The sequence below is a fragment of the Candidatus Allofournierella excrementavium genome (assembly GCF_048526665.1).
In the GTDB taxonomy this organism is placed as follows: domain Bacteria; phylum Bacillota; class Clostridia; order Oscillospirales; family Ruminococcaceae; genus Allofournierella_A; species Allofournierella_A excrementavium.
This window is the reverse complement of sequence record NZ_DBGFPE010000025.1, coordinates 1-12544: the sequence shown is the minus strand read 5'-3', so window position 1 is coordinate 12544 and position 12544 is coordinate 1. Positions and strand designations below refer to the sequence as shown.

The window sequence follows — 12544 nt, the reverse complement described above, 5'->3', positions numbered from 1 at the left end:
TTATTGCGGGTCGTACTTGCCCGCCAGCGCCGCAAAGAGAATCTTCAGCAGGTTCGAATTGCCCTTGAAGCCCTTGATCTTGGTGGGGGCGGGCCCGTTTTTGGGGTAGGCCCGCTCCACCGGCACCTCGCAGGCTTTCAGGCCCAGCTGGGTGGCCCGCACGCTCAGGTAGGCCAGCAGCTCATAGCCGGGGAAGATGTCCCGCAAGGGCTGCACCGCCGGGTGGGTCAGATAGGCGCGGCTGTAAGCCCGGTAGGCGTTGGTGGTGTCGGTGAACCAGTGGCGCGCCGCCAGACTGATGACCGGCGCGTGGATGAAGCGCACCGCCAGCCAGCGGGAGAGCGGGGTGTTCACCGCTTTGCCGCCCTTGATGAAGCGGCTGCCCTGCACCAGGTCGTAGCCCTCGCTGAGCTTTTCGATAAAAAGAGGCACGCTCTCGATGGAGTCCTTGTTGTTGCCGTCGATGGTCAAAATGCCCTCGTAGCCCCGCTCCAGCGCGAAGTGCAGCCCCATGCGGAGCTGCGCGCCCTGTTTGCCGGGGCCGGTCTTGGTGAGCAGGCAGTTCACCCCCCGGCTCTTCAATCCGGGGAGCTCCGTGCTGCCGTCGGTGCTGCCGCCGTCGCACAGGATGATGTCCACCAGCCCGCACACGCCCGCGGCCTTGGCCCGGTCCAGCTCTTTCAGAATGCGCCCGCCCTCGTTGATGATGGGGATGAGCAGGCAGTAGTCGCTGCGCTTTTCCGCCAGCATTTCCACGGTATAGTCCGGCACGCCGGGGATGTTTCTGCGCTCTTCCATGGTTTTAACCGAACACCTCCGCCACATACTCCAGGCTGCGGGTCAGTTCCTCTTCGCCCGCGGCCTTCATCTCCAGCGACACAAAGCCCTGGTAGCCCACGCCCTTGAGCAGCAGCGCCAGCTCCCGGTGCAGCGGCCGCGGCCGGATGGGCGCAAGGCCCGGCTCGCTGATGTGCACATGGCTCACCCGGTGCAGATGGGCGGCCACGTCCGCCGCCGTCTCGCCGCCGGCCACCATGGCCCCCACGTCCAGATTGACGGCGAGGCCCGGCCGGTCCAGCCGCTTGGCCAGGGCGAACACCTCTTTGTGGGTGTTGAGGAAGTTGGTGTTGTACATCGGGGGATTGGCCTCCAGCGCGATCACCGCGCCCCGGCGCTGGGCAAGATAGGCCAGCTGCTCGAAAAAGCTGTCCGCCTCGGCGGCGGTGTGCCCCTCGGGGATGCTGCGGTTGCGGGGGCAGCCGAACACAAGGCTGGGGCAGTGGCAGGCGTAGGCGAACTCCAGCGCCTGGGCGGTGTAGTCCGCCAGGGCCGCGGCCTCGCCCGGCTCAAAAATGCTGCCGGTCTGGCCGTACCAGATGCTCTGCATGCTGGGGATGGAAAAACCGTATTTCTGCCACATCACCCCGGCGAACAGCGCCGCGCCGGGCAGGTTGTCGTAGGGGCGCTCCGGGAAGACGCGGGTGGGCGCGATCTCCAGGCCGGTGTAGCCCAGCTGCTTCATTTTTCCCCAGACCCGCTCGTCTTCGGCGGCGCTCCAGCCGATGTTGGAGGCGGAAAGTCTCATGCCTCTTCCTCCCATTTCTTCATGAAGCGGCGGATGCCCGCCAGCTCCTCTTCTTCGGTGCAGATGTAGCCGCCCGCGCCGCCGAAAAGGCCGGCGTGTTCGGTGCGCATGTCGTAGTCAAAGGGCGCGCCGGGCAGCTCATTGATGAACTCGCCCCCAGTCACCGCCCGGTACACCGCGGCGGCGCTCACCGGCGGGGTGGCCAGATTCAGCACCCGCAGCCCGGCACAAAGGGCGGTCTCGATGTGGCCCCACAGGCCCGCCAGGTCGTAGAACTGGTAGACCGAGCGGCTGTCGGTGAAGTTGAGGGCGTTCCAGTCGTTCTGCAAAAACCACGCCCGCAAAGCCCCCGCGTCCACCCCGCCGGTCAGCTTGTAAAAGCCGTTGCCGCCGTCGGCGTACCCGGCGGCCACAAGGCCGCTCTTTGCCGCCAGCTCCTCGTACTTTGCCGGGCGCAGCAGCGCCGGGATGACGGTGTGCAGGTCGTAGAGGAAGTTCTTTTTCAGCCCCTTGCCGTAAAGGGCGGGCAGCCGCACGATGAGGGCGCTGTCGAAGTCCTCCCTCACCCACTGCTCCAGCTGCAGGCGGTTGGCCCCGTAGGGGGCGAGGGCCGCGCCCTCGGGCTCGTCCGACTCGGTCTTGCCCCGGCTGTCGGCATAGACGCACACCGAGGAGATGAGCACGGCCTGCTTCGGGGCGAGGCGGCGCAGGTTCTCCCGCGCGGCGCGCATCACCGCGAGGTCGGCCTCCGGGTCCTGGTTGGCCAGATACATGGCCGCCGGCACCCCGGCATAGACCACCAGATCGTTGTCTTTGCCGAACTGGTCGGCCACGTCGGTGGAGTGGCAGGCCGCGTCAAAGGCGTGGCTCGCCAAGAGGTTGCCCCCCACAAAGCCGGTGCTGCCCACGAGAACGGTGCGCCCCATCTTCCTTTCCCCTTTCAAACAGTCATGGCAATACAGAATACATTATACACAAAAAGCCCCCGGCATACAAGGCCGGGGACCGGCAAAGGGCCTTTGTCTGCCGCCGGGTCCAAAGCTGCGCTGTGCGGGCCCGGCAAGCGCCGGATGCTTTTGGGCCCCTTTTAAGAAATTTGTAAGAAAAAGGGCGGGCGCGTCGTAAGAATTACAGGATATACTGGCATACGGTTGGCAAGTTCTTTGCCATCGCGTACAATAGAAGGCAAAGACGGAAAGGAGGCGCAGACGGATGGACCAGCCTTGCATCCTTGTGGCGGACGACGACGCGGACATTGTGAACGCCGTGCGGCTGTATCTTGAAAAGGAGGGCTTTGCGGTGTTCGGCGCGGCCAACGGGCTGGAGGCGCTGGACATTCTGGAAAAGGAGACGGTGCATCTCATCCTGATGGACGTGATGATGCCCCGGCTGGACGGGTTTTCGGCCATCATGCGCATCCGGCAAAAGCGCAACCTGCCCATTCTGGTGATGAGCGCCAAGACCGAGGACTCGGACAAGGTGCTGGGCCTTTCCATCGGGGCGGACGACTACATCACCAAGCCCTTCAGCGCCATCGAGCTGGTGGCGCGGGTGAAGAGCCACCTGCGCCGGTATCTGGAGCTGGGCGGCGCGGGAGCCGGCGGCTCGGTGCGCCGGGTGGGGCGGCTGGAATATGACTTTGACGCTCACAGCCTGCTGGCGGACGGCGCGCCGGTGAAGCTCACCCCCACCGAGACGCGCATCATGGAGCTGTTCATGAAAAATCCCGGGCGCATCTTCTCCGCCGAGGAAATTTACGCCCGGGTGTGGAACGAGGCCGCGGCCTACGCGCCGGAGAACACGGTGATGGTGCACATCCGGCGCATCCGCGAAAAAATCGAACTGAATCCGAAGGAACCGGAATATTTGAAGGTGGTGTGGGGTCTTGGGTACCGATTGGAAAAAAAGTAAGCTTGCCGCCCGCATCCTGTGCGGCTGGCTGGGCGTGATGTGCCTGCTGGCGGCGCTGCTGTGCCTGCTGGCCTGCGGGCCCGCCATGCTGGGCGGCAGCTCCGTGGGCATGGGCGACCTGCTGGCCGGGCAGCTCAGCGGCTCGGTGTACTATCAGGAGAAGATGGCGGAGCTTTTCTACAACTGCTCGCTGCTGGCGGCGGGCGGCGCCGCCGGCGACGGCACGCCCCTGACGGCGGGCCAGAACACCCAGCTGCGCAGTCAGGCGCGGGACGCGCTGAACGGCGACAGCGGGGCGCTGTCCTCCGGGCAGGTGCTTTTCGCCGTTCTGCCCGACAGCGAGAGCGGCGTGAGCTACAGCAACACCGACTTCGCCCTCTGGGAGGACGGCCGGGTGGCCGCGCCCCTGGGCTATTCGGTGGCGCTGGCTTCCACCAGCGGCGCTTCCTGGGGCAGCCGGGCGCTGCTGGCGGCCTACACCAGGCTTTTGACCAGCCAGACGGTGCACCCCAGCGCCGAAGGGCTGGAAAACGCCGTGGTGGTGCTGGCGGTGCAGGACGGCGCGGGCCCCTGGCTGCCGGGTTTTGTCGGCGAAGGCCTGCGGCAGGTGGAAACGCTGCGCCCCCACCTCATCCTCTTCCTCTCCGGCTGCGCCCTCGCTCTCGGGTGCGGTGTGGTGTGCCTGGGCTGGCGGCGGCGCGCCCTGCCCGCCCGGGCCTGGGCCGCCGCCCTCGCCGGGCGGGTGTGGCTGGAAGCGAAGCTCCTGGTCTGGGTGGTGGGGCTGTTCTGCCTCTGGGTCTGGCAGGCGGTCTATGTGCCCGACGCCCTGTGGACGGTGCTGCCCGCTCTGCTCTGGCCGCTGGTGTGGCTGACCGCCGTTGACCTGCGCTTCAACGGGGCGGGCGTGTTCCGCTGCAGCCTTCTGGCCCGGCTGGCGGGCCTTGCGCGGGGCTCCTGGCGGGCCCAGCCCTGGCAGCGCCGGGTGGCCGGGCCGGCGGTGCTGTGCTGGCTGGCGCCGGTGGTGATGGTGCCGATGCTGTGGCTGATGTTCTTCACCTGCTACTGGGCGGCCCCGGGGCTTGTGCTGTTCGCCCTTGTGCTGGGCCATCTGGCGGCGCTGGCCATCCTGCTGGCGGGCCTTGCGCTGCAGCTGCGCTTTTGCCGGGACGCGGGCCGTCTCACCGGCACGCTGCACACCCTGCGCAGTGAGGGCGCAGCCCAGCCCCTGCACTTCAAGCCGAGCGCCCCGCTGCACGACGCCGCCGAGGACCTGAACGCCCTGCGGGAGGGCATCGACGCGGCGGTGGAGCAGCAACGCCGGGCAGACCGGATGAAGATGGAGCTGCTCACCAACGTCTCCCACGATCTGAAAACGCCCTTGACCAGCATCATCAACTACGCGGACCTGCTCTGCGCCGAACCCCTGGAAGGCGCGGCGGCGGACTACGCCAAGGTCATCCAGCGCAAGGCGGACCGCTTGAAGCACATGGTGCAGGACGTGTTCGACCTGTCCAAGGCGGCCAGCGGCAGCCTGCCCCTGGCGCCCGAGGCCATCGACCTTTCCAAGCTCATCCGCCAGACCCTGGCGGACATGGACGAGGCCATCGCCGCCAGTCCCCTCACCTTCCGCACCACGCTGGCCCCCGAGGCCTGGGTGCTGGCGGACGGCGAGCGGATGTATCGGGTGTTCCAGAACCTGTTCTCCAACGCCCTGCGCTACTCGCTGGCGGGCAGCCGGGTGTATGTGGACCTGAGCGCCGAAAACGGGCAGGCCGTCGCCCGGGTGAAGAACGTGGCGGGCTATGAGATGGAGTTCGACCCCGCCGAGATCACCGAGCGCTTTGTGCGGGGGGACCCCTCCCGCACCGGCGAGGGAAGCGGGCTGGGCCTGTCCATCGCCAAGAGCTTCACCGAGGCCTGCGGCGGCACGCTGGAGGTGCGGGTGGACGCCGACCTGTTCTGTGTGCAGGTGGCGCTGCCTCTCACCGAAAAGCCCGCGCCCGCCGGGGCCGCCGGCGAGGCCGAACCGTCCGAAGCGTGCGCCGCGGCCCTGTGAGCCGCGCGTTCCCTGTCTTCTTTTCATGATACGAGGTCTTTCCTATGTCTGATTTTTCTCAGTTTTTTGCGTCCGGCGCGCCGGCCCGCGCCCCCGAGGGGGCCGAGCTGATGCTGCTGGGCCGCCGCCGGGGCTTTTTCGGCGAAGAAAACCTGCTGCGGCTGGTCACCTTTGTGACCCTTCTCTTGCAGGCCATCAGCTTCGTCACCACCCTGCAGGGCGCCACGGTGTTCCTGGGCGGCATCTTTGTGCTGGCGCCCCTCTTCTTCGCCCTGGCGGTGCAGGCCACCGCCTGGTTTCTGGCGGGCAGCCTGCGGGTGCGCATCACTCCGCTGCGCTGCGTCGCCCTTGGCATGGCGCTGTGCTGCTCCACCTATTATTCCTATGTGGGCATCTACAACACCGTGAACCCGCCCGCCATGTACCTCTCGGCGGAGTACGCCCAGGTGCGCAGCGAATTGGACAGCACCTATGCCGCCCGCCGCACCCAGGCCTTCCGCACCGCCCAGGACCAGATCAACGCCATGGTGAGCGATCTGGCCGGGCAGTACAGCCTGCTGGAGCAGGAGAGCGCCCGCCTCGCCGCCTGCGCGAAGGAGCTGGAGGAAGTGAGCGCCGAGTATTCCGGCGGTCTGCGGGCCCCCAGCCGCTCCAGCTATGCGAACTACGAGGACTATGTGGCGGCCTACAACGCCTACCTTGCCAGCGTCACCGAGAATTCCTCCGCCGAGCAGGCCTCGGCCCGGCAGGCCATCCTGACCCGCTACGGCTTTGACAGCGAGAGCGCCCTGGCCGAAGCCACGGCGCAGAATGCCTCGGACCTCTCCGCCTTTGAGGCAGCCGCCGCGGAACTTGGCGGCGAGGGCGAGACGGTGGCGGCGCAGCTGGAAAGCTCCCGCGCCTTTCTGCTGGACGCCCTCACCGCCGCCGAGGCGGAGGGCTCCCTCTCCTCCGACGCCCGCTCCGCCCTGGGCCGGCTGGTGCAGCTGGCGGCGGCCCAGACGGGCAGCGCCCTCTCCACCGACGACCTTCTGCGCCCGGTGGACGCGGCCCTCACCGGCTCCGGCGAGGGGCTGATGGCCTCCTTCGACGAGCTGGCCGCCCAGCTGGAGGGCGGGCGGGTCACCCGGGCCAACGCCCAGGAGATGAAGACCCTGCTCACCTCCGAAATTCTGAACGCGGTGCTGCGGGTGAACGAGGTGGCGGGCGAGGAGGTGCTGCAGGCGGACGACCCGGCGCTGCAGATCACCGACCTGCACCTGAAACCGCTGCTGGCCCTCACGGTGCCCACCCAGCGGGGCATGGCCCTGTTCTGCCTGTTTTTGGCGGCGCTGATGGACGGCCTGACGCTGGTGTTCAGCATCGCCTGCCGCCGCAAGCCCACCCTGCTGAAGGCCCGCAGCCCCCGCCGCCTGCTGGCGGAGAACGGCGACGCGCTGGCGGCTCAGGTTTGCGCCTGCCTGCCCGCCGGGCGGGACCCGATGGACGAGCTGGAGCTGTTTTTGAGCCGCTTTTCCGCCAGCCCGGACACCCTGGCCGAGGGTTACAGTCTGGCCGCGCCCCGGGCGGACCTGGCCGTTTATGAGCGGCTGTGCGCCCTGCTGTGTCAGGCGGGCCTCGCCTCCATCCGCCCGGCCCAAGGGAACGAAGCGGCGGGCGAGACGGTGCTGCTGCGCTCGGATTTCCTGCTCTATGCCAACGAGCTGCTCACCACCCGCAGCCGGGGCCGCCTTGCCAGCGACCTTGCCGCCGAAGCTGCGGCAGGCCGCCGGGCCGCGGCGCTGGGCCAGACGGTCTGACCGCCTTAATACAAAAGAAAAGGGCCCCCGCCGAAAAAGCGGGGGTCCTGCTGTTTTTATCCGAAATAGTGTTCCGGGTCCACCCGGTTGCCGCCCTTGAGCACCTCCAGGTGCAAATGAGGGCCGCTTGCGGTCTCGGCCATCACTTCGCCCACATTGCCCAGGGCCTGGCCGGCGCTCACCCCGTCGCCCACCGACACCTGCACGCTGTCCGCGGCAAGGCCGGCGTAGCGCCAGGTCAGCTCGCCCGCCTCCACCTCCACGATACGGCCCCACATGCCGTCGTCGTAGATGTTGCAGACGGTGCCCGCCACCGCGCTCTTCACCTGAGCGTTCTCGGCGCAGGCGATGTCCACGCCGTTGTGGGTGCGCCAGTCCTGCAGGGTCTCGTTGTAGACCAGCTCATCCCCGGAGTAGACCTGTGTGATCTGCCCATCGACCGGCTGCACAAAGGAGGGTGCGGGCGCAGCGGCAGCCTCGCCAGAGTCCCCAGCCGGTGCGGATGCTTCGCCAGAGCCAGACGCCGAGGACGACGGCCGTGACGGTTTTGCCGATGGCACGGGCACATCGTTCACCTTCTGCTCCACCTGTACGTCGGGCAAGTCCCATTCCTGCGTCCCCTCCTGTTCCAGACTGCTGTTGGCGTTCGGCCCGAACCGCTGCATCACGTTGCGGATGGCCCAGAAGCTGCTGGCCGCCGCAGCCAGGATGCAAAGGGCCAGGGCCAGATAAAAGCCCTTGCCTTTGAAAAACGAGATGATCCTGTTCATGCTATCGCTCCTTGTTTTTTTCTGCTGCCGGCCGCGCAGGGCCGACAAAGGGCCGGGGCGGCGGGTCATCGCTTTGCCCTTAGTTTGCAGCGGGCCGGCGGGTTTTATTCATCCGCCGCCGCAATTTGCCGCCCGCCCGAAGCCGGGTCGGGGCGGCAAATTTTACATGTATCCCCTTGTAATCCGGGGGGCAGATGTAGTAAAATAATATTTTCCAAATGGATGTTTTTTTCGGGAGGTGTTTTCTTGGGCCAAAGCTATGTGGCGGGCATCGGCGGAGCCAATGTGGACATCCACGGCCAGAGCCTTGCCCCCCTCATCATGCGGGATTCCAACCCCGGCCGGCTGCACGTGTCGGTGGGCGGCGTGACCCGCAACATTCTGGACAATCTCACCCGCCTGGGCGAGCGGTGCGAACTGGTGAGCGCCGTGGGCGACGACGTCTACGGCCGCATGCTGCTGGATTCCTGCGCCGAGCTGGGCGTGGGCACCCGGGGGCTGCTGGTGCGCCGGGGGCACCCCTCCTCCAGCTATATCTCCATCATGGACTCGGAGGGCGACATGCTGGTGGCCATGAGCGACATGCGCGTGCTCTCGGCCATCGACGCGGACTTCGTGGCCCAGCGGATGGACCTTTTGAACGCCGCGCCGGTGGTGGTGTGCGACGGCAACCTGCCCGCCGACGCGCTGGAATATCTGGCCGCCCACTGCACCGCGCCCCTCTACATCGACCCGGTGAGCACCACCTGGGCCAGGAAGCTGGTGCCGGTGCTGGGCCGGTTTGACACCATCAAGCCCAACCGGCTGGAGATGGAGGTGCTGGCTGGCATGTCCATCTCCACCGACGCCGACTTGGAAGAGGCCTGCACCCGGGTGCTGGCCGCGGGCGTGCGGCGGGTGTTCGTGAGCCTTGGGGCGGACGGCATCTACTACAAGGGCCCGGAGGGCAGCGTGCACCGGCGCAGCCGCGCCTTTGACAAGCTGGTGAACGCCACCGGCGCGGGCGACGCCACCATGGCGGGCATCGTGCACGCCACGCTGGCGGGCAAAAGCGAGAGCGAAGTGCTGGACTTCGCCCTTGGCGCGGGCCTTGTGGCCATCGCCGCGCCGGACACCATCAGTGAAGAGATGAGCGGACGAGCCGTTCACACTATGATAAAGGAGTATGTACAATGAACCTGAAGAACTATCTGGACATCGCGCCCGAAGTCAAATCCGCCGTGGAGGCGGGCAAGCCTGTTGTGGCCCTGGAGAGCACCATCCTCTCCCACGGCATGCCCTACCCCGAGAACCTGACCTTCGCCGCTGAGGTGGAGCGCATCATCCGCGCCGAGGGCGCCATTCCCGCCACCATGGCCATCATCGACGGCCGGATGAAGGTGGGCCTGTCCGCCGGGGAGCTGGAGCTGATGTGCAAGGGCGAGAACGTGGCCAAGGTGAGCCGCCGCGACCTGCCCATCCTGCTGGCCACCGGCGGCACCGGCGCCACCACCGTGGCCTCCACCATGATCCTGGCAAGCCTTGCCGGCATCCCGGTGTTCGCAACCGGCGGCATCGGCGGCGTGCACCGCGGCGCCACCACCACCATGGACATCAGCGCCGACCTGCAGGAGCTGGCCCACACCCCCGTTGCGGTGGTGTGCGCGGGCGCCAAGATGATTTTGGACATCGGCCTGACCCTGGAGTATCTGGAGACCATGGGCGTGCCGGTGCTGGGCTACAACACCGACCAGTTCCCCGCCTTCTACTGCCGCAAGAGCGGCTTCGGCGTGGACTACACCGCCAAGAGCGCCGTCGAGATCGCCAAGATCGCCCGCACCAAGTGGGACCTGGGTCTGGCCGGCGGCATGCTGATCGGCAACCCCGTGCCCGAGGAGTACGCTCTGGACTTCGACGAGATGAGCGCCGTCATCGACAAGGCCCTGGCCGCCGCCGAGAAGGACCATGTGCACGGCAAGAACATCACCCCCTACCTGCTGGCCCACATCGTGGAGTACACCGGCGGCAAAAGCCTTGCCACCAACATCCAGCTGGCCTACAACAACGCCCGTCTGGCCGCCAAGGTGGCCGTGGAACTGGCGAAGCTGTAAAGCCGCCTGTCTGGAAGGAGGCTCCGTCATGGACCGCTGCGGCTGGTGCGGCAAAGAGATCCCGCGCGGGCGGCGCTTTTGCAGCGACGCCTGCAGCGAGCGTTACGAGCGCACCCTCGCCTGGGATCAGCGCTGTATCAAGTGGTTTCTTCTCCTGCTGGCCGTGGGAGTGCTGGCACTGTTTGCCGGTGCGCTCGATGGGCAGGACGCTCTGGTGGGCGGCGGCATGCTGCTGATCGGGTCGGACATTTTGCTCTTTCCTCTGGTCACACCCCAGACCACCGCCCTGCTGGGCATGCGCACCGCCCGCTGGCTGGGGCGGGTCCTGGGCGCGGTGACCATGGCCGCCGGAGTCTGGATCGGCTGGTTTTAAGCCATCGTTTTTCTGAATACGGCACAGCAAAGCCGGGCCTTCCCCTTTCGGGAGGGCCCGGCTTTTTCTTCGGCTGTTTTGCTGTTGTTTTTTGGTCTCCGGGGCGCCGGGGCGAACGCTTGCGGTAGTATGACTTCTTTCGGCATTCTGCCCAAAGCCGGGGCGCTTCAGGACGTTTTCTTGCAACTTTTCCCATTTTACACGGTTTTAACAACCATTTTTCTACACAATTCACAGTTGAAATGCGTCGTATCTTTGAGTATGATATTAAAGGTGTGCCGGAGACGCGGTCACGCGGCCCCGCCGCGCCGTTCCATTTGGTTTCGACAGGTCAACTGTCCGTCCCCCGCACCCGCCCCCCGGCGGCCTGCGCGCGGGCAGCCCTGTGCAATTCAATGTGGTGGGGGTATCGATCATGAAAAAGACCAAATCTTCTCGTTCGCTGGCTGCAAGAATGGGCATCGCGTTACTGCTTGGCTGTATCGCGGGCCTTTTTTTATGTGGCTGCGCGAAACACTGAACGCCACCGGCAACGCGGCGCTCTGGGGCACGATCAATAACATCCTGTTCCAGGACATCACCGCGGAGGGGGCCACAAACGCCATCGGCCTGTTCTACATCATCGGCCAGATGTTCATCCGCGCGCTGCAGCTGGTCATCGTTCCGATGGTGTTCACCTCCATCGCGCTGGCCATCGGCGCCATCTCCGACACCCGCACCCTGGGCCGCATCTCCTTCAAGACCCTGTGCTGGTTCCTGCTCTGCTCCTTCTTCGCGCTGCTGCTGGCCGCAACCGTCGGGCTTTTGCTGTTCAAGGCCGGCCTGTTCACCACCTCCATCGGTTCGATGCAGGCGAGCACCGGCGCCTCCGGCTCGAACCCCCTGAACGTGATCCTGGACATCGTGCCCTCCAACATCACCACCGCCTTCAGCAGCAACACCGCCGTGCTGGCCGTCGTGTTCATCGCCGCCGCGGTGGGCCTGTGCATCACCGCCGTGGGCGAGGACCGCTGCCTGACGCTGACCAAGCTGTTCAACGAGGTGAACAACCTCTGCGTGGTGTTCCTGAACTTCGTGGTCTCCAAGGTGGGCCCGCTGGCCATCTTCGTGCTGCTGACCCGCACCTTCGCCACCTATGGCATCGACTACCTGCGCCCGGCTGCCTTCTACATGCTCACCACCGTCGCGCTGCTGCTGGTGTATCTGGTGTTCGGCTATGCGCTGATCATCCGCCTCGGCGCCAAGCTGGACCCCATCCCCTTCATCAAGAAGATCTCCAAGGTGGCGCTGTTCGGCTTCTCCACCTCCTCCAGCGCCGCGGCCCTGCCGCTGAACATGGAGACCACCTCCCAGGAACTGGGTGTGGATGAATCCGTCGCCTCCTTCGTGCTGCCCCTGGGCATGACCGTGAACATGAACGGCACCGCCATCATGCAGGTCGTCGCCACCCTGTTCGTGGCGGGCTGCGGTGGCTATGACGTCACCCCGCTCTCTCTGCTGGTCATCATGGCCCTGGCGCTCATCGCTTCGGCGGGCACCCCCGCCGCCCCCGGCGCCGGCGCGATCATCCTGTTCACCATCCTGTCCGGCGTGGGCATGACCAACGACAGCGCCCTGATGGCCTACAGCCTGATCCTGGCCATCAACCGCCCCATCGAGATGCTGTGCACCTCGCTGAACGTGGTGGGCGACTCCTGCACCTGCCTGTATGTGGCCAAGTCCGAGAACCTGCTGAACGAGGAAGTCTACAACGCCAATCTGCACGAGCTGGCTGCCCCCGCCACCGCCGAGACCGCGTGAGACTCATCTGATAATAAAAAGGCTGCCGCTCAAAAGCACTTGTGCACCTGTAAACTGAAAGTAGACACTCACAAAAGTGTGGGTGTCTACTTTTTTCGTGGTAAGATGAAGAAAAGGAGGTAGAAAAATGGGAAAGAAAGGGACACCGCATCGAAAGTGG

General features: G+C 66.1%; 11 protein-coding genes. 7 read left to right on the top strand and 4 right to left on the bottom strand.

The genetic code is table 11. The features are described from left to right. From ACMI1Q_RS06820 to ACMI1Q_RS06810, 3 genes are read right to left on the bottom strand one after another with little or no spacing between them, the layout of a single operon-like run. Nucleotides 1-798 (bottom strand): glycosyltransferase family 2 protein, encoded by a 798-nt coding sequence (locus tag ACMI1Q_RS06820; RefSeq protein ID WP_419503230.1) that lies wholly within the window; start codon nucleotides 796-798, stop codon nucleotides 1-3. Between the two features lie 4 nt (nucleotides 799-802). After that, nucleotides 803-1585, bottom strand: coding sequence for a sugar phosphate isomerase/epimerase family protein (locus tag ACMI1Q_RS06815; protein ID WP_419503229.1), 783 nt, complete (start codon nucleotides 1583-1585; stop codon nucleotides 803-805). Continuing rightward, nucleotides 1582-2529 carry an NAD-dependent epimerase/dehydratase family protein gene (locus tag ACMI1Q_RS06810; protein WP_419503228.1) on the bottom strand — a complete coding sequence of 316 codons (948 nt, stop codon included), beginning with the start codon at nucleotides 2527-2529 and terminating at the stop codon, nucleotides 1582-1584. Before ACMI1Q_RS06810 ends, ACMI1Q_RS06815 begins: the two co-directional genes overlap by 4 nt. 268 nt (nucleotides 2530-2797) lie before the next feature. On the opposite strand from ACMI1Q_RS06810, the gene ACMI1Q_RS06805 reads away from it, so the two are divergent. The 3 genes from ACMI1Q_RS06805 to ACMI1Q_RS06795 are packed head-to-tail and all read left to right on the top strand — an operon-like array spanning nucleotide 2798 to nucleotide 7351. Beyond that, nucleotides 2798-3496, top strand: a complete 699-nt coding sequence (locus ACMI1Q_RS06805; RefSeq protein ID WP_419503227.1) for a response regulator transcription factor — start codon at nucleotides 2798-2800, stop codon at nucleotides 3494-3496. Then, nucleotides 3471-5552 (top strand): sensor histidine kinase, encoded by a 2082-nt coding sequence (locus ACMI1Q_RS06800; protein WP_419503226.1) that lies wholly within the window; start codon nucleotides 3471-3473, stop codon nucleotides 5550-5552. Before ACMI1Q_RS06805 ends, ACMI1Q_RS06800 begins: the two co-directional genes overlap by 26 nt. A 44-nt stretch (nucleotides 5553-5596) precedes the next feature. Beyond that, nucleotides 5597-7351 (top strand): hypothetical protein, encoded by a 1755-nt coding sequence (locus tag ACMI1Q_RS06795; RefSeq protein ID WP_419503225.1) that lies wholly within the window; start codon nucleotides 5597-5599, stop codon nucleotides 7349-7351. A gap of 56 nt (nucleotides 7352-7407) precedes the next feature. Here ACMI1Q_RS06795 and ACMI1Q_RS06790 read toward each other — a convergent pair whose 3' ends face one another. Then, complete coding sequence (locus ACMI1Q_RS06790) at nucleotides 7408-8121, bottom strand: peptidoglycan DD-metalloendopeptidase family protein (RefSeq protein WP_419503224.1); 714 nt, start codon at nucleotides 8119-8121, stop codon at nucleotides 7408-7410. A 246-nt stretch (nucleotides 8122-8367) separates the two neighbouring features. On the opposite strand from ACMI1Q_RS06790, the gene ACMI1Q_RS06785 reads away from it, so the two are divergent. From ACMI1Q_RS06785 to ACMI1Q_RS06770, 4 genes are all read left to right on the top strand, one after another. Next, on the top strand, nucleotides 8368-9297 hold the full coding sequence (locus ACMI1Q_RS06785; protein ID WP_419503223.1) for a PfkB family carbohydrate kinase: 930 nt from the start codon (nucleotides 8368-8370) through the stop codon (nucleotides 9295-9297). Continuing rightward, complete coding sequence (locus tag ACMI1Q_RS06780) at nucleotides 9294-10211, top strand: pseudouridine-5'-phosphate glycosidase (RefSeq protein WP_419503222.1); 918 nt, start codon at nucleotides 9294-9296, stop codon at nucleotides 10209-10211. Before ACMI1Q_RS06785 ends, ACMI1Q_RS06780 begins: the two co-directional genes overlap by 4 nt. 28 nt (nucleotides 10212-10239) lie before the next feature. After that, on the top strand, nucleotides 10240-10584 hold the full coding sequence (locus tag ACMI1Q_RS06775; protein WP_419503221.1) for a DUF2116 family Zn-ribbon domain-containing protein: 345 nt from the start codon (nucleotides 10240-10242) through the stop codon (nucleotides 10582-10584). Nucleotides 10585-11082: 498 nt separating this feature from the next. Continuing rightward, nucleotides 11083-12384, top strand: coding sequence for a dicarboxylate/amino acid:cation symporter (locus ACMI1Q_RS06770; protein WP_419503220.1), 1302 nt, complete (start codon nucleotides 11083-11085; stop codon nucleotides 12382-12384). Nucleotides 12385-12544 lie beyond the last annotated feature (160 nt).